Annotated in this window: 17 protein-coding genes; 11 read left to right on the top strand and 6 right to left on the bottom strand. The window is 63.2% G+C overall.

The genetic code is table 11. The features are described 5' to 3' along the window. Positions 1-50: 50 nt before the first annotated feature. Positions 51-995: a YihY/virulence factor BrkB family protein gene (locus B2585_RS01285; protein WP_292019201.1), complete on the top strand. Its 945-nt coding sequence runs from the start codon at positions 51-53 to the stop codon at positions 993-995. 395 nt (positions 996-1,390) lie between these two features. On the opposite strand, the gene B2585_RS01280 is transcribed toward B2585_RS01285, so the two are convergent. The 3 genes from B2585_RS01280 to B2585_RS01270 form a co-directional block, all read right to left on the bottom strand. Then, a complete protein-coding gene (locus tag B2585_RS01280) occupies positions 1,391-2,134 on the bottom strand; it encodes a hypothetical protein (protein WP_292019200.1) in 744 nt (247 codons plus the stop codon). 1 nt (position 2,135) lies between these two features. Next, entirely contained in the window at positions 2,136-3,425 is a 1,290-nt protein-coding gene (locus B2585_RS01275; RefSeq protein ID WP_292019199.1) for a hypothetical protein, read from the bottom strand. 94 nt (positions 3,426-3,519) lie between these two features. After that, positions 3,520-3,924: a DoxX family protein gene (locus B2585_RS01270; protein ID WP_292019198.1), complete on the bottom strand. Its 405-nt coding sequence runs from the start codon at positions 3,922-3,924 to the stop codon at positions 3,520-3,522. Between the two features lie 151 nt (positions 3,925-4,075). On the opposite strand from B2585_RS01270, the gene B2585_RS01265 reads away from it, so the two are divergent. The 4 genes from B2585_RS01265 to B2585_RS01250 are packed head-to-tail and all read left to right on the top strand — an operon-like array spanning position 4,076 to position 7,128. After that, complete coding sequence (locus B2585_RS01265) at positions 4,076-4,300, top strand: hypothetical protein (RefSeq protein ID WP_292019197.1); 225 nt, start codon at positions 4,076-4,078, stop codon at positions 4,298-4,300. Then, the gene (locus B2585_RS01260; RefSeq protein ID WP_292019196.1) at positions 4,297-4,518 is read left to right on the top strand and encodes a hypothetical protein; all 222 of its coding nucleotides are present in this window, start codon (positions 4,297-4,299) and stop codon (positions 4,516-4,518) included. Before B2585_RS01265 ends, B2585_RS01260 begins: the two co-directional genes overlap by 4 nt. 3 nt (positions 4,519-4,521) lie before the next feature. Beyond that, entirely contained in the window at positions 4,522-5,877 is a 1,356-nt protein-coding gene (locus B2585_RS01255; RefSeq protein WP_292019195.1) for a cyclic nucleotide-binding domain-containing protein, read from the top strand. Positions 5,878-5,931: 54 nt separating this feature from the next. Beyond that, positions 5,932-7,128 (top strand): FAD-dependent oxidoreductase, encoded by a 1,197-nt coding sequence (locus B2585_RS01250; RefSeq protein ID WP_292019194.1) that lies wholly within the window; start codon positions 5,932-5,934, stop codon positions 7,126-7,128. On the opposite strand, the gene B2585_RS01245 is transcribed toward B2585_RS01250, so the two are convergent. Continuing rightward, on the bottom strand, positions 7,088-7,972 hold the full coding sequence (locus B2585_RS01245; protein WP_292019193.1) for a LysR family transcriptional regulator: 885 nt from the start codon (positions 7,970-7,972) through the stop codon (positions 7,088-7,090). The two genes, B2585_RS01250 and B2585_RS01245, sit on opposite strands and share 41 nt — an antisense overlap. Positions 7,973-8,146: 174 nt before the next feature. Here B2585_RS01245 and B2585_RS01240 point away from each other — a divergent pair, with 174 nt between their 5' ends. The 6 genes from B2585_RS01240 to B2585_RS01215 all read left to right on the top strand — a co-directional run bounded on the left by B2585_RS01240 (position 8,147) and on the right by B2585_RS01215 (position 13,705). Continuing rightward, positions 8,147-8,866, top strand: a complete 720-nt coding sequence (locus B2585_RS01240) for a DUF4386 domain-containing protein (protein ID WP_292019192.1) — start codon at positions 8,147-8,149, stop codon at positions 8,864-8,866. A 26-nt stretch (positions 8,867-8,892) separates the two neighbouring features. Beyond that, positions 8,893-9,585: an NAD(P)-dependent oxidoreductase gene (locus B2585_RS01235; RefSeq protein WP_292019191.1), complete on the top strand. Its 693-nt coding sequence runs from the start codon at positions 8,893-8,895 to the stop codon at positions 9,583-9,585. A 631-nt stretch (positions 9,586-10,216) separates the two neighbouring features. Then, entirely contained in the window at positions 10,217-11,221 is a 1,005-nt protein-coding gene (locus B2585_RS01230) for an ABC transporter substrate-binding protein (protein WP_292019190.1), read from the top strand. A gap of 56 nt (positions 11,222-11,277) precedes the next feature. After that, positions 11,278-12,066, top strand: a complete 789-nt coding sequence (locus tag B2585_RS01225; RefSeq protein ID WP_292019188.1) for an ABC transporter ATP-binding protein — start codon at positions 11,278-11,280, stop codon at positions 12,064-12,066. 64 nt (positions 12,067-12,130) lie between these two features. Continuing rightward, positions 12,131-12,904, top strand: a complete 774-nt coding sequence (locus B2585_RS01220; RefSeq protein ID WP_292019853.1) for an ABC transporter permease — start codon at positions 12,131-12,133, stop codon at positions 12,902-12,904. 42 nt (positions 12,905-12,946) lie between these two features. Next, positions 12,947-13,705, top strand: coding sequence for an SDR family NAD(P)-dependent oxidoreductase (locus B2585_RS01215; protein ID WP_292019187.1), 759 nt, complete (start codon positions 12,947-12,949; stop codon positions 13,703-13,705). A 69-nt stretch (positions 13,706-13,774) separates the two neighbouring features. On the opposite strand, the gene B2585_RS01210 is transcribed toward B2585_RS01215, so the two are convergent. Both B2585_RS01210 and B2585_RS01205 read right to left on the bottom strand, forming a co-directional pair. Continuing rightward, the gene (locus B2585_RS01210; protein WP_292019186.1) at positions 13,775-15,172 is read right to left on the bottom strand and encodes a TRAP transporter large permease; all 1,398 of its coding nucleotides are present in this window, start codon (positions 15,170-15,172) and stop codon (positions 13,775-13,777) included. 3 nt (positions 15,173-15,175) lie between these two features. Next, positions 15,176-15,826, bottom strand: coding sequence for a TRAP transporter small permease (locus B2585_RS01205; RefSeq protein WP_292019185.1), 651 nt, complete (start codon positions 15,824-15,826; stop codon positions 15,176-15,178). Positions 15,827-15,874: the final 48 nt, after the last annotated feature.

Here is a 15,874-nt window from a genome sequence, read left to right as displayed (position 1 = left end):
AGCGCTTGCTGCGCCGTCCGAATGTCTGGACGCAAGGCAGCGAAGGATTCATGGCCGAAGCCACGCACGTTCACTCCTCAACCCGCACGTTCGACTGGGGCGAGCGCCGCGCAATAGCCGTGCGCGTCTTCAAGCGGATTCAGGAAGACCGGATCAGCCTGACTGCTGCGGGCGTCGCGTTTTTCGGCCTGCTCGCGCTCTTTCCCGCGATCACGGCCATCATCGCCATCGGGGGCCTGTTCTTCGCGCCGGCCGAGATCACGGGCCCCATCGACCGCTTCTCGGATGTTCTGCCCGATGGCGCGGCAAGCATCATCACGGATCAGGCCACGTCGGTCGCCGGGTCGCAGGACGGCGGGCTGGGACTCGCGGCGCTGCTTGGCCTGCTTCTGGCTATCTATTCTGCGTCGAAAGGCGTCACCAACCTCGTCGCGGGCCTCAATGTGGCTTATGCCGAGCGGGAGCAGCGCGGCTTTATCCGCGAACGGCTGACTGTCCTGTCGCTCACCGCCTTCCTCGTCATTGGTGTCGTCGTGGCGCTGGGCGTCGTGCTGGTATTCCCTGCGATCATGAACCTCCTGCCGCTTGGCGAGGTCGGCAAGACCATTGCGCTCGCTGGTCAATGGGCTGCCCTGTTCGTGCTGACCATCGGCGCATTCTCGGTCCTTTACCGCTTCGGTCCGGACCGGGCAAAGGCCCGCTGGTCCTACGTCCTCCCCGGTACTCTGGTGGCTTGCGTGATGTGGATCGTCGCCTCGGCGGGCTTTGCGATCTATGTCGAGAATTTCGGCAGCTATCAGGAGAGCTTCGGCGCACTCGCGGGCGCCATCGTCCTGCTCCTGTGGCTTTGGCTCTCGGCCTTCGTGGTCCTGATCGGTGCGGAACTCAATGCCGAAATCGAAGCGCAGCGCCATCGCGACACCACAGCGGGCGAGTCGCAGCCCTTGGGTGAACGGGGCGCGGTGAAGGCCGACACCTATGCTGGTTCCGACTGACCGGGGCGGGTCGTCGCATCACCGGTGACCTTGAGTCCGAAGCATTTGGTGGACCGACGCGCTATCCCCCTCATCGAGGCGCAGTCATGCGACACAATCCCTTTCGTCGAAGCCGGCTTCGGCCACAACGTCGAGACGATCCCCGGAATGACGCCCGCGGGTGTGACCCCGGTGAAATCGCCCGAGGGCGAGAGCTTTGACCTCTTCGTAGAGGAAAAGGGCCTCTGCGGCCTGCAAACGTCGATGCGCTACACGCTCGGTATGGTGGCACGTGTTCAGGCGGGTGCCCGCGGACAAATTCGAACAGGTCGCGGGCGTGAACCACAAGGGCCTGGCCCGTGACACGATGAGCACCCTTCTGCGTGAAGTCGCCCGGTCCGCCTGCTTGTGAGCCGTCACTCGGTGACGAAACCGTATTCGTCCAGCTCTTCGGGTGAGAGAAGGTAGATGCGGTCTGGCGGGGTGCGCATGGCGTGTTCCATGATTCCCAGCCCGATCCCCATGCGGGCCAGATAGGCCATCACTTCGGCCTGCCCTCGCTGAACGTCCTCCACCGCCATGAAGGCGGGGAGGATGGTGCTTTCGCCGAAATAGTGCTGGTGAACGCCAAGCCGCCCGGTGGATGTGACGCTGCGCTCCACGCCCCCCGCGAAAATATAGGGGCACGCGGAGAGGCAGACCGCACCGTCGCCGACAATGGTGGCGATGCTGGAATCCCGGATCACCTCGCCGATTTCCAGCGCGTCCGAGACGGAACCGCCCGTGCTGTCCAGTTGCACGGTTTCCACGACCTGACCGGCACCCGCGCGGGTGGCAAGATCCTGACCGATCCGCGCACCGTCACCCGGAGCGATCTGTCCGGTGAGCGTGACCGTGGCCCCGTTTCCCGAAATCTCCAGCCGCTCCGGCATCGGCCCGGTTTCGGGCGTCTGCCCCGGTCGTGTCGCGGGTGCGCGGTCGGGCGAATAGGGGCGGGTCGAGGGTCCGGACGGTCCCGGGCTGGTCAGCGGATCTATCCGGGGCATGCTGCCCGCCAGATCGGTGATGAGCAGCGCTGCGGCGATGGCCACCTGCACGCCAACGATGGCCGCGATTGCGCGGCGGATTCCTTGTGGACCGGGCTGGGACGTCTCGGCCATCTCAGTCGACAGCCCGAACGTGGCGTTTGTCGTCCTCGCGGTCCGGGGGCGTCGGGTCGGGCGTGCCGTGTGCCAGGTCGAGCGCCCGCGCGGCATCCAGCGCTGCGCGCATCTCGGCCACTGTCATGGTATCCTCGATGCTCTGGACCCCGCGCCCTTGCCGGATCGCTGCATGGGTCACCATGAGCACGAAAACCAGAACGGCAGGCAACAGGTCGATGGCGATGGCCCCGGCCCAAGAGGGCACGAAATTGCCCGCATAACGGATCACGGCATCGGCGGCCGACAACGGCGTATACTCGATCTCCTGCGCATCGGGCAGCGCAGAGACCTCGGCCGCCGCCGTCTCAAGCGTCGAGGCCCGGTCGGCCAGCAGATTCATGACACTTTCGATGGTCGATTGCTGGCTCGCACGCCCTGCGGCGGAACTCGCGTCGAGATCGGGAAGCACGACGCTGTCGCGCAGATCCGCAGCCGCGCGCGCGACGAGCGGCGCGACGTTGAGCTGACGCAGCTCGGCGATCAGGCCGGACAGGCGCACGGCCTCTTCCGCGAACCGGACCGAACGGCCCTCCACCGCGCCCGGTTCCACGGTCAGTGCCCGCATCCGGCTCAGAACGGCGTTGCCCTGTTGGAATGCCTCTTCGACGGCCTGATCCTGCGCCGCGATCTGGGCCTCCAACCCGGTGAGTTCGGCGGATTTCTGGGTGAGCACGCGGAAGACCGCGCCCCGTCCCGGCAGGCCCGAGAGATTGCCGTTGTCCTCCTGCGCCGAGAGGTCCTCGAACGTCTCGCGCGCACGCGCCACATCACGTTCGAGCGCCTGACCGGCGATTGTCTTGGAATGGGCGCGTTCCAGGGCGGTCTGGTAGTCCTGCACCGTGTGGGCAAGGTGCTGCTCCACCGCAGCCGCGCCTGCGAGCGCTGCCGCGTTCAGCCAGGACGACATCGCCACGATCGCGAGTGACCCGAGCGCCATCGACAGCATGAGCCCGATCCGCGAAGCGGCGGTACGCATCGCGGGCAAGAGGCGCATCATGTAGGACCAGAAGACGAAGATCCCGACGGAGACCGCAAGCGAATAGGACAGCGCGGCAAAGGTCGTCCACGCCCCGCTGTCGTCAAGCAATGATCGGACCCCGAGGTAGGTATAGATCCCGGAGGCCGCCGCGAGTACGCCGAGCGCCACGCCGGTAAAGCTGTCGAGCCAGGTCAGGTGGCCGGTCAATTCACGCGCATAGCGCGTCCCCTCGCGCTCAACCGGGCGCGCCGTCTTTTCGTCTTGCGTCACGGAAAACCCCCACCGGACAACCCTTAATTGTTAAAGATGTAGGGCGTGCGCGGCTCTGCGACAACGCAACGCGGCGTGAATGGCGGCCCTTCGCCTATTTCTGGTCGGGTTGAAACCCGGTCTTGGCGGCACGTCTGCGCCCGAGTCCGGTCTCTCCCGGACCCTGCGCCGCAAGGATCAAGAGACCCCCGGCGATGGCCCAGTTCTTGACCATGATCGTCACCTGCCACGGGTCCGCGCGAAGCTGGAAGTGGAAGTAACTGGTGAAGATGCAGTAGCCCGCCAGCGCCAGTGCCCAGAAACGTATGCCGGGCCCGGTGATGAGCGCGACGGAAGCGACCAGGTTGAAGGCCGCGACCGGCCAGATCAGCCAGCCCGGGAGCCCGATACCCGTAATCATCTCGACCACAGGGGCGGGATCGCCAATCTTCTGAATCGCGCCTCCGAAGAACAGGAGCGCGATGAGAAGACGACCGATCAGGTTGAGAAGGTCCGACATGAGGCGGTCATGTCAAAGCCCGTGCCGGATCACAAGGCTCCCTCCCGAGGTTGTGCGACGGCGTGCCAAGGATCGGAAATTTTTCGCTCAAAGCGCATTTCACTTCGCGACTGGCACAGGTGCGGCTATTGGTAACGGAAAGGTGAGCAGTTTGCCGGAGGTCACATTGAAATATCGGATCGCACTATTCCTGTGCCTGACGCCTGTTACGGCTCTTGCCGCTGCCGGCGGGGTTGGGGAAGGCTTCGGCGCGGATGATTGGCTCCGTAAATGGCCGGTCCTGCTCCTTGTGTTGGGTTCAGTGATGGCGATGACCGGGTTCCTGTCGATCAAGATATTTCGCCGCGCCCGCGCGCAGAAGGAACCCAAGGAATGAGAACCGTTTTCTTCGCACTGGCCCTCATGCTCGCCTCTCCAACCGCTGCGCTCGCTTTCTGCGGTGGATGGAATTCTCCGGTCGCGCCCGGATTCGACGGATCGAGTTGGGGGGAGAAGTGGCCCGTTCTGGCGGCCATCCTCACCTTCGTCGTTCTGTTCAGCACATTCGTCGTGCGCCGTGTCTCGCTCATGCGCGACATGCCCGAGGAGGCCTGATCCATGTCGCAGCTGATGATCCAGTTCCGCCGGTTCTTCCGGTTCGAAGGCGTGCCCCTTCAGGTCGTTCTCGTGACCGCCTTCATCTCATACGTCCTTCAGATCAATGCCATCGTCGGGGGCGAGCCGCTTTACCTCATCGCTTTCTTCACACTTTTGCCTTGGATACCGCTCGCGATGTTCGAGGGAATCTGGAAGGTGAAGAACTACTCCATGATTGCCGTTCTGGGCCTGTTCACGGTGCTTCAGATCGGTCATTTCGCCGAGCACCTTATCCAGGTAATCCAGCTCAACGTGCTGAATGGCACCGTGGCCTGCCCACCGCCCATTGATACAATCGAGAACGCAGGCCGTGCGATCGAGATGGGGCTGCGGGCCATCGGGTCGGAACCGAGCTATTATTCCGTAGAACGCATCGCCAAAGCCGGTGCGGACGGGATGCCACTGCTGGACGCCAATGGTGAATACCTCGTCGGCCCGGCGGCCTGCGCCATTTTCGGACAGCTCGACCTCGAAGTCGTCCACCTCGTTTGGGAACTTGTGGGGTATTTCGGCACCGGAATGGTGCTGTTGTTCTTTCCGCGCAACAAATGGCTCTTCATCGCCCTGCTCGCCCTTTCGTGGCATGCGCTGGAGCACCTGACGATCACCTATTTCTACTATTTCGACCAGGCTGCCGTCTGGCCGGGGTTCCAGCAGCTTTGGGCGACCGTTCCCGTGTCTGGCAACAGCTACATGGCCGTTCCGGCCGGGCAGGTGGAAACCATGCTCAACTTCTATCAGGCAGGTGGCAAGTTCGGGCTGATGGCAAACAACGGCCTTTTCGAACAACTTACCGGCTTCAACGGAATGCCGGGACGGGCCGAGCTTCACATGGGTTACAACCTGGCTATCACCGTGCCGACCGTCATCGGGTTCCTCGTCGAACTGCGCAAACTGCGCTCGCGCTACCTTGAGCAGACATTCCGGGAGCTCTCTATCGACGAGGTGACGCGCCTGAGCCAGATGGTCGAGGACGTGGCTTTCCACAAGGAACAGATCATTCTGAAAGAGGGCGATCCAGCGACCCACTGCTTCCTCATCAAGGAGGGCAAAGTGGATATCGTGATCGACTACGGCGGCCCAGGCGAAAAGAAGGTGGCGGAACTGCGCGATGGCGCGCTTCTCGGTGAGATGGGGCTTCTTGACGGCAAGCCGAGGTCGGCAACAGCTGTGGCCGTCGGCCATGTGTCCTGCCTCAAGATCGACGCCGTGACCTTCGCCGACCTCATGGATCCGACGCAGGGCGAATTCCGGTCTGAAGCGACGATGCAGCAGGTCATGCGGATCGCCGAAATCCGCAAGCTCGGCCCGGCTTGACCGACGAAGTGAATTAAGGGACCCCGGGCGGACAGGCCCGGGTTTTTCTTGGGTATGAGCAGGAAACTCTCCATTGGGATCGCGGGCGCCGGGATCGGCGGACTGGCCGCTGGGGCCTTTCTCGCCCGCGCCGGCCATACGGTCGAGCTGTTCGATCAGTTCGATGCCCCCGCGCCCGTCGGGTCCGGTCTTGTCTTGCAGCCGGTCGGGCGTGCTGTTCTGGCGGAACTTGGAGTTCTGGAAAAAGCCGAAGCGCAGGGAAAGGCGCTGACTCGGATCGAGGGTACGAGCGTTCAGACGACAGGCGTCGTGCTCTCGGCAGACTACGGCACCGATCCGGCCCATCAGGGACTTGGCATTCACCGGGCGAGCCTGTTTTCGGTGCTCCACGATGCCTGTGTCGTTCAGGGCGCGACCCTTACGCCGGGGTCGACGGTGCTCGGGCGAGACGGGCAGCGCTTTGTTCTGGAGGGTGGTGCACGCACCGCATCCTTCGACATCCTGATCGACGCGAGTGGGGCTGGATCAAGGCTGTCCCCGATGACCGCGCGGGCGTTGCCCTATGGTGCTTTGTGGGCTGTGGTGGACTGGGTGCCCGGCGTGATCGCCCCGGATCGGCTTACCCAGCGCTATAGTTACGCGGACCGGATGATGGGCGTGCTGCCCATCGGAACACCCTCCGGCGCGACAAGCCCGAAGGCCGCGCTTTTCTGGTCGCTTCCATCGGATGGCCATCCGGCCTGGGTCGCCGCCGGGCTGGACGCCTGGAAATTCGCAGCGCAGACGCATTGGCCGGAAGCCTGGGATTTCGCCGCGCAGATCGCGACACCCGGCGACTTCACGATGGCGCGCTACGGGCACGGGACACTTGTGCAGCCAGTGCGGGACGGAATCGTCCATATCGGGGACGCGGCTCATCGCACGTCGCCACAGCTGGGGCAGGGGGCCAACATGGCGTTGCTGGACGCCTCGGCATTGGCCTGGGCGCTGGAGCGGCACCGTGACCTCGATGACGCGCTGCGGACCTATGCCCTCTCTCGGCGCTGGCATGTCTGGGGATACCAGCTTTTGTCCGCGGCCTTCACCCCGCAATACCAGTCCGATTCCCGCGCGCTCGCGGTTCTTCGCGACCGGCTTCTTTATCCATTGTCGACCATCCCGCCAGTGCCGGCGCTGCTCGCGCGCCTTGTGCGGGGGACGCTCCTGCCGCCTATCGCAGGGCGTCGGCGAGAAAGTCCCACACGAACCTGAGCCGACGGTTCTGATGAATGTCGCGGTGGGCGACGAGCCAGATCGGAAAGGTCAGCGGCGTCTCCCCGTCCCACACGCGCACGACACCCGGATCGTCGTCGCCGATCCGGGCATCCAGCATCCCGATCCCCATGCCGCGTTTCACCAGCGCCCACATGACGAGGAAGTTTTCGGTATGCACAGGGACGTTCGCCTCGGTGATCGGGAAACCCATCTGCTGCAACGTGCCGAGGAACTGGCCGGAGCGGTCGAGCCCGACGAACCGCGATGCAGCGAAATCCGCTTTGCTCTGTATCGGACCAAGCGAGGCAACGTATTCCGGTGAAGCGAACATGCGCGCTTCCGCGTCACGAATTTTCCGGGCGATCAGGTCGGGTTCCTCGGGCCGGAAATTGCGGATCGCAATGTCGGCCTCGCGGCGCAGGAGGTCCGAGGCGGTGTTCGAGACGACGATGTTCACCGTGATTCGGGGTTCCGCTTCGCTGAGCCGCTCCAGGATCGGCGGGAGGATGAGACCGGCATAGGCGTCGGAGGCGCTGATCGTCACCGGGCCGTCCATCGCGTCGTTCTGGCCGAAAGCGACATTCGACAGCCGGCCCGCCGCCTCGCCCATCGCGCGAGCGTGTTCGATCATTGCATGACCGGCGGGCGTGAGTTGCATCCCCCGGCCCGCGCGTTCGAAGAGTGTGACGCCGAGTTCCTCCTGCAATGCCTCGACCTGGCGCCCCAGCGTGGGCTGGGCGAGGCCAAGCGCGCGGGCGGCGGCAGAGAGCGAGCCCTCTTCGGCTGTCACAAGGAACGCACGGGCGCGGTTCCAGTCGAAACTGACGTTTTTCCAATCCATACGGATATGCATACAAATTCTACAACATTGGTCAATTTTGTTGAGTTTGCCAACGGGCTAAAACATCCTCACCGGCCAACGAGAGGCCGACCAACATTCAAAACCAAGTCGGGACTGACCGCCGGAGCATCCGTTGCACCGGACCGATGCCCCATTGCCCGAAAGGACCAAGTCATGAAAGTCTTCAACGATCCCACTTCCCGCGGCTATGGCCGCCTCGCCGGCACCCTTTACGCCTCCATCGCCGTCTTCGGTGCCTTCGCCATCGGTTACGTGCCGAGCCAGATCGTCACCGGCGATCCGGCGGGCACGATGGCGAACCTTGTCGCCAAGCGCGGCCTCTACAACGCAGGTATCGGCGCCGACACTCTGGTCATGCTGATCGAGGTCATGACGATGACCATGCTGTTCCAGATCTTTCGCCGCACGAACGAGACGCTGGCCTTTGCCGCCATGCTTGCCCGGTTCGCGATGGTGGCCGTGATGGGCGCGATGCTTCTGTTTCAGGCCGGGTTGACCAGCCTAGCGACCGGCGAGATCGCGGCCAGTGACGAGATCAGGAACGCGCTCGCCGCGCTGATGATCGACACACACCATGCCGGGATCTGGGTCTGGCAGGCGTTCTTCTGGATGCACCTGTTGTTGCTCGGTGCGCTCGTGCTGAAATCCGGTCTGGTCCCGCGTCTGTTCGGCTATGGCCTGATCGTCGGCAGCTTCGGCTACATCCTCGACAGCCTCTATGCCTTTGCCTTCCCGGATGTCGACTGGCTCGGAACCCTGCGCATCGGCTTCCTCGTTATCGTCACCCTGTCCGAAGTCGGCTTTGCCCTTTGGCTCGCAATTCGCGGGCCGAAGGAGGCCGCCCGGCTGAACCCGGCGCTGGCCGCAGCCTGACCCACACCTCGAAAGGAACCAGAACCATGAAACGCATCTGCATCATCGGCATCTCCGGCAAACTGGGTCAGTACATGACCGAACACGCGCTCAAGCTCGGCTACGACGTCCAAGGAGTCTGCCGCCCCGAGAGCGTCGGGAAACTCGACCGCTTCGGCGACAAGATCAAAGTCTTTCCCGGTCGGACCAACGACCGGGAGGTGATCCGGGAGGCGGTCGCGGGCTGCGACGGGGTCCTCACCGTGCTTGCCCCCTGGGGGGTCGACGACTACGCCTCGGGCACCGCCAAGGCCGTGCTCGACCACGCCGAACCCGGTGCCCGGCTGGTGTTTTCCTGTGGCTGGCACATCTCGCTGGACGGTCAGGACCAGTACGGGTGGAAGATCAAGGCGGCGCTCGCGGTGGGCAAACTGGCCCGTCTGGCCCGGCTCGTCGACATCGACGATCAATACCGGGCGACCGATGCGATCTTTGCCTCGAACCGGCTCTGGACCGTGGTGCGCGGCTCGGACCTGGAAGAGGGCGAGAGCCAGGGACTTCCGGTCTGGTCCGAACATACGCAGGATCCCGTGCTCGCCTCGAACATCACGCGGCGCATCGACTTCGCCCTGTTCATGGTCCACGCGCTGACGAACGACACGCTGATCCACAAGGCCCCGGCGATCGTCAGCCGCATGTCGCAATCGGCGGTTGCCGCATCACAAGCCCGCGCCGCCTGATTTGTGTCAGAGCCCGCGACACAAGGCCCTCCGGCACGCCGGGGGGCCTTTTTCGTGACCGCTCGATACGGTTACCGTGGCGCGTCCGAAATCCCGGCATCGTGACTCTTATCCAGTCATCACAGACGAATTACCGCACAAGAATTGGGCAAATTCTGCACCGCAGCGAAAATGCCTTGGTCGCGGCCAAGGGTTTCTTGAGAGGTCGACAGCACCAGTTATGTTGAACTCAGGAGGACGGAAACGTCTTCCACGAAGTCTTCCCGATTTCGGGAAATAAACAACAGAGCCGCCCGATCCGTCCCGTGACCTCCTCCCCACGACGATGGATCGGGCGGTACTTTTTTTGTTCGCCGGGCAACCGCAGCGTTGCCAAATTCTTCAGTACATTCCGGATGCTTTCAGTGCAGGTTTTATCTGCGGCAATCCAAACCTCGTGGATAACCAGTGCAGGCACAGAAAAAGAGCTCATGCCGAGTCACCAGCGCCCGAAATTTAAGCGGAAGTTCATCGCGCCGGGTCAATTCTGAGGCATACTCTCCGGGAGAGAGATTCGGGACCGGTTCTACTGGACCGCCGATTACATTTGACCAAAAGCTTCCGAGGCTTTGAAAACAAAGGAGACTCAATCGTGTTTCATCGCGCTATTCTCGCCACCGCAGCCGTTACGCTGTTTGGTGGCGCGGCATCGGCCCAGACGGAAGTTCCTTTCGCACTCGACTGGAAATTCGAAGGCCCCGCCGCACCCTACTTCGTCGCCATCGACAAGGGCTACTTCGAAGACGCTGGACTTTCGGTCGAGATCGCGGCGGGCTCCGGTTCCCTCGACGCAATTCCGAAAGTCGCCACGGGTGCCTTTCCAGTCGGTTTCGCGGATATCAACTCACTCATCAAGTTTCTCGATCAGAACCCGGGCGCACCGGTGATCGGGGCCATGATGGTCTATGACAAGCCACCCTTCGCGGTCATCGGGCGCAAGTCGCAGGGGGTCTCGGAACCTGCCGACCTCATGGGCAAGATCCTTGGCGCCCCGCCGCCTGACGGAGCCTGGGCGCAGTTCCCGATCTTCGCTGCCGAGAACGACCTCGACATGGATGCGATCACGGTGGAGCCGGTGGGCTTTCCGACCCGCGAACCCATGCTGGCCGAAGGTGCCGTGGATGCCATCACCGGCTTCTCGTTCTCGTCCTATCTGAATCTCGTGCGTCTCGACGTGCCGGAGGACGACATTTCGACCATTCTGATGGCTGACTACGGCGTCGATCTCTACGGTAACGCGGTTATCGTGAACACCGAGTTCGCGGCGGAAAACCCGGAGATCATCAAAGGCTTTCTCGAAGCCGTGGCGATGGGCTGGAAAGACGCGATCGCCGATCCTGCCGGCGCCATCGAGAGCCTCATCGAGCGCAACCCCGCGGCCGATGCGGAACTTGAACAGCGTCGTCTGCAGCTTTCCATCGATGCCAACGTGATGACCGACTATGTGGCCGAAAACGGCTTTGGCGGTATCGACGAGGCGCGCATGGACAGCGCCATCGAACAGATCGGGACGACCTACGAGTATGCGACCGAACCGATGGCCTCGACCTACTTTACCGAGGACTACCTGCCCGAAGGCGGCTTCTCGCTGAAGTAAGACACAAGGGCGCGGGGGACTCTCCCGCGCCCCAACAAGACAAGGGGGCGGGGCAGATGTATCCCATGATCAATATCGAGGGCGTGCGCCACGCCTACAAGACGCCGAGCGGCCCGCTGCCGGTTCTTGACGGCCTTGAACTGTCGGTCGAAGAGGGCGGCTTTGTCGCCGTCGTGGGTCCGTCGGGCTGCGGCAAGTCCACGCTCACGCGGCTCGTCGCGGGATTGATGAAGCCGGACCACGGCCGCGTCATGCTGCACGGTGAGGTGGTTTCAGGCCCGCGCTCTACTGTGGGTATGGCGTTCCAGAACCCGGTCCTGCTCGAGTGGCGCACGATCCTCGAGAACATCATGCTGCCGCTCGAAATCGTTCCGACCAAAATGTCGAAGTCCGAGCAGAAGGACCGCGCGAATTACCTGCTCGACCTCGTCGGCCTCACTGGCTTCGGCGACAAGCGACCGTCCGAGCTTTCCGGCGGGATGCGTCAACGGGCGAGCCTGTGTCGTTCGCTCGTCCACAAGCCGGAGGTGCTGATCCTGGACGAACCCTTCGGCGCGCTCGACGCCTTCACGCGCGAGGATCTTTGGCAGACCATGCACAAGGTCAAGGCCGAGGAACCGTTCACCGGCGTGCTCATCACCCATGACCTGCGCGAGTCGATCTTCTTGGCCGATCAGGTGGTGGTTCTGAGCCAGCGCCCGGCCATGACCCAGTATGTCCTCGACGTGCCGAGCGACGGGCCGCGCACGCTTGACGATCTCTACACGGCGGAGGCCTCAGACCGGCTCAACATTCTGCGCCATCAGATCGAAGTCGCGCAGGGCCGCGCCCCGGCGGACGCGTAAGGAGGCCCCCATGGCTTATGTTCCCGATCCCGTCGCCAAGCGCGAGACTCCGACCGGCGGCGGCATGGGCCGCGTCCTGACGTCCCGCGCCGTCCTTGCCCCGCTGATCGCCATGGTCCTTTTCGTCGCGTTCTGGGAGTTCCTCGTCTGGGCGAACGGCTGGCCCGACTACGTCATGGCCTCCCCGTCGGACCTGCCTCCGGCCTACGCCGAATACTGGGGCCTGTTCATCAAGATGGGGTGGCAGACCCTGTGGCGGACCGTCGTCGGGCTCGTACTTGCCGTGATCGTTGGCTTGCTCCTTGGTATGGTCATGGGCTTTTCGCGCCTGATGCGCGACGCGCTTTACCCGTTGCTGGTCGGCTTCAACGCGATCCCGAAGGCGACGGTGGTGCCGATCGTCGCGCTGATGTTCGTCGGCGCGCATGATTTCAACACCATCCTGATCGCCTTCATGATCTCATTCTTTCCCATCGCGGTCTCGGTCTCGATCGGATTGTCGACGCTGGAGCCGGAATACCGCGACATCCTGCGCGCCCTTGGTGCGAGCCAGGCCACGATTTTCTGGAAGATCGCCCTGCCCAAGACCCTGCCCGAATTCTTCGGTGCCATGAAAGTGGCCGTGACGCTCGCCTTCATCGGGACCAACTTGATGGAGATCGTCTCTCCCCACGGTCGCGGGCTTGGTGCGCTGTTCGACAGCGGCAAGACCAACTCGGACTACCCCCTCATGTTCGCGGTTCTCATTGCTCTCGCGATACTGGGGATCGTCCTGTATTATGTGGTGGTCGCGCTCGAGAAGATTTTTGCGGGTTGGGCCGACCGGCAGGGCGGATGATTCACGAAGAACGTCTTTCAGCGCGAGCAGAAGGATGACGGCATGGAGTTGACCGGGAGTGTTGCTTTCGTGACCGGCGCAAGCGGTGGTCTCGGCGCGCATGTGTGCCGCCGATTGGTCGACGAGCAGGTTCGGGTCGCCGTCGGGTATCGCGATGGGCGCGACCGGGCCGACGCGCTCTGCGCCGCCCTGCGCGACATCGGCGGCGAAGCCGAGCCGGTGCAGGTTGACCACACCGATCCGGCCTCGGTGGCGGCCAGCGTCTCGGCCGTCGAGCAGCACTTCGGTGCGCTCGACATTCTCGTGAACAGTGCGGGGATGGCGTCGGGCAGCCATTCCATCGCGCCCGGAGATCTTGAGGCGTTCACCCCTGAAATCTGGGATGAAATGGTCCGTGTGAACCTGAACGGCCCCTACTACCTGACGCGGGCCGCCACGCCGTTGCTGCGGGCCTCGCGTTGGGGCCGGGTCGTGAACGTGGGCTCGACGATAGGCCATGGCACTTGGGGCGGAGCGGCGGCTTATGCGCCCAGCAAGGGCGCGGTGGTGTCGCTCACTCGCTTTCTCGCCGCCGCATTGGCCCCTGACATCACCGTCAATTGCGTTTCGCCGGGGTTGATGGAAGGCACCCGGATGTCCGGTGGCGCACCAGAGGATTTCGTGGCGTCTTGGAAAGATCGCGCTGCCCTGCGAGCGACGACCGGGCTCGACGACGTGGCGCAGCAGATCGTTTCTTTCTGCAAGAGTGCGACCATGACCGGGCAGGAAGTGATCGTGGACGGCGGCATTCACTTTCACTGAAACTCGCCCATCCGGAAACGAAAAAGGCCGGGATGTACCCGGCCTTTTCTTTTTCACCTGCAAGGCTGGTTAGTTCGTTATGATCTCCGGCCCCATCAGCGTTGTAGGCAGCCATGTGGAGATGATCGGGATATAGGTCACCAAGATCAGGAAGACGAAGAGGATGGCGAGGAACGGCAGGGCCGCTCTGACCACTTTCATCATCGGCATCCCGGCTACGCCCGAGGTCACGAAGAGGTTCAGGCCCACGGGTGGCGTGATCATCCCGATTTCCATGTTCACCACCATGATGATCCCAAGGTGGATCGGGTCGACGCCGAGTTCGATCGCGATAGGGAACACTAGCGGCGCGACGATCACGATGAGGCCCGACGGCTCCATGAACTGCCCGCCGATGAGCAGGATCACGTTTACGACGATCAGGAACATGATCTTGCCGAAGCCTGCCGAGAGCATGGCGTTGGCGATCTGTTGCGGGATCTGTTCGTCGGTCAGGACGTGCTTCAGGATCAGCGCGTTGGCGATGATGAACATCAGCGTGATCGTCAGTTTCCCCGCCTCGAACAGCGTGTCCCGCGTGTCCTTGTGCCAAAGTGATGTGACAAGGGCCTGCGGCTTGGACAGGAGCGACTTCTTCACCCCGTCGTTATTCGCCTCGGCCAGCGGCCCCATGTCGCGGTAGATGAATGTCGCCACGATGAAGGCATAGACGGAGGCGACCGCAGCGGCCTCGGTCGGCGTGAAGATCGCGCCGGTGACGCCCGGAATGCCGTAGATGCCAACCATGATGATGACGATCAGGAGCAGGCCCCAAAGCGCGTCGCGGAAGGACAGGTAGATTTCCCGCCAGCCTGCAAAACTGCCCGCCGGCATGTTGCGGATGCGCGCGATGACGTAGATCGCGATCATCAGCATGAGGCCCGCCATGATGCCGGGGATCACGCCGGCGAGGAACATGCGGCCCACCGACACCTCGACCGACGAGGCGTAGACGACCATCACGATGGACGGCGGGATCAGGATACCGAGGGTGCCCGCGTTGGCGATGACGCCTGCCGCGAAGTCCTTCGTATAGCCCTGCTGGCGCATCGCTGCGATGACGATGGAGCCGATGGCGACCACGGTGGCGGGCGACGAGCCTGAGAGCGCGGCGAAGAGCATGCAGGCAAAGACGCCCGCGATGGCCAGACCGCCGCGGAAGTGGCCCACGACCGCGATGGCGAAGCGGATGATCCGTTGTGCCACGCCGCCTGTCGACATGAAGGACGACGCGAGGATGAAGAACGGGATCGCGAGCAGCGTGTAGTGGCCCGCCATCGCCTGATAGAAGCTCTGCGCGACCGAAGCGAGCGAGGTGTCCGAGAACACCAGCAGGAACAGCACCGACGAAAAGCCGAGCGCGACCGCGATAGGCACCCCGATCAGCAGAAGCCCGATGATCAGGACAAAAAGAATTGCGACGTCCATGGATCAGTCCTCTACACGGGCGGCTGCGACATCGTCTTCCATCTCGTGGGAAACGATGAGGCTTTCGGATTTGCCACGGACGATACGCACCGTGGCCTGAATGAAGCGGAACAGGAGCAGGCCGGTGCCGATCGGCAGCATGGCGTAGGGAATGACGCGCGGCAGCTTGTCGTATTCTTCGCCGAAGTTGATCCAGTCCTCGAGAAACTTGAGGAAACCGGGCATCGGCACCTGATCGGTGACGAAGAAGGCGCGGTCGCGCGTGCCGGTATCGAAGCCCACCGGGAACCAGCGGCCCTCGGTCTGCCAAAGGCCTGCATAGGGGGCCCAGTAGTCCCAAGCGCCCTTGAAGAGCAGGAAGGCATAGGCGAGGCAGATCGCGGCGGAGATCAGGGCAAGCACCCTGCGCGGGCGAGTTGAGAGCAGGCCCGTGATGGCATCGACGCCCAGATGCATCGTCACGCGCACCCCGTAACTCACGCCGAGAAGCACGAGCCAGGCAAAAAGGATCAGGGTGACTTCGAGCCCCCAGATCAGCGATTCATTGAAACCGTAGCGAAGGACCACGTTGACGAAGGTCACGATGGTCATGAGGCCCAGGATGACGGCAATCGCCGTTTCCTCGAAGCCCCGGCGGTGTCCCGGCGCGCTCATGGCGGACGTCCCCCGAACCTGTGTTGAAATGGATGGAAAAAGGGCGGC

Origin of the sequence: Maritimibacter sp. UBA3975, from assembly GCF_002384975.1 — a bacterium.
Taxonomy (GTDB): Bacteria; Pseudomonadota; Alphaproteobacteria; order Rhodobacterales; family Rhodobacteraceae; genus Maritimibacter.
The sequence above is the reverse complement of the archived record's forward strand: the minus strand, read 5'-3'. Positions and strand labels throughout refer to the sequence as shown.

What these genes read in the sequence shown, in the direction of transcription:
- B2585_RS01285 (WP_292019201.1), top strand. Translation starts at nt 51, where the DNA reads ATGGCCGAAGCCACGCACGTTCACTCCTCAACCCGCACGTTCGACTGG.
- B2585_RS01280 (WP_292019200.1), bottom strand. Translation starts at nt 2,134, where the DNA reads ATGGCCGAGACGTCCCAGCCCGGTCCACAAGGAATCCGCCGCGCAATC.
- B2585_RS01270 (WP_292019198.1), bottom strand. Translation starts at nt 3,924, where the DNA reads ATGTCGGACCTTCTCAACCTGATCGGTCGTCTTCTCATCGCGCTCCTG.
- B2585_RS01260 (WP_292019196.1), top strand. Translation starts at nt 4,297, where the DNA reads ATGAGAACCGTTTTCTTCGCACTGGCCCTCATGCTCGCCTCTCCAACC.
- B2585_RS01255 (WP_292019195.1), top strand. Translation starts at nt 4,522, where the DNA reads ATGTCGCAGCTGATGATCCAGTTCCGCCGGTTCTTCCGGTTCGAAGGC.
- B2585_RS01250 (WP_292019194.1), top strand. Translation starts at nt 5,932, where the DNA reads ATGAGCAGGAAACTCTCCATTGGGATCGCGGGCGCCGGGATCGGCGGA.
- B2585_RS01245 (WP_292019193.1), bottom strand. Translation starts at nt 7,972, where the DNA reads ATGGATTGGAAAAACGTCAGTTTCGACTGGAACCGCGCCCGTGCGTTC.
- B2585_RS01240 (WP_292019192.1), top strand. Translation starts at nt 8,147, where the DNA reads ATGAAAGTCTTCAACGATCCCACTTCCCGCGGCTATGGCCGCCTCGCC.
- B2585_RS01235 (WP_292019191.1), top strand. Translation starts at nt 8,893, where the DNA reads ATGAAACGCATCTGCATCATCGGCATCTCCGGCAAACTGGGTCAGTAC.
- B2585_RS01225 (WP_292019188.1), top strand. Translation starts at nt 11,278, where the DNA reads ATGTATCCCATGATCAATATCGAGGGCGTGCGCCACGCCTACAAGACG.
- B2585_RS01220 (WP_292019853.1), top strand. Translation starts at nt 12,131, where the DNA reads ATGGGCCGCGTCCTGACGTCCCGCGCCGTCCTTGCCCCGCTGATCGCC.
- B2585_RS01215 (WP_292019187.1), top strand. Translation starts at nt 12,947, where the DNA reads ATGGAGTTGACCGGGAGTGTTGCTTTCGTGACCGGCGCAAGCGGTGGT.
- B2585_RS01210 (WP_292019186.1), bottom strand. Translation starts at nt 15,172, where the DNA reads ATGGACGTCGCAATTCTTTTTGTCCTGATCATCGGGCTTCTGCTGATC.
- B2585_RS01205 (WP_292019185.1), bottom strand. Translation starts at nt 15,826, where the DNA reads ATGAGCGCGCCGGGACACCGCCGGGGCTTCGAGGAAACGGCGATTGCC.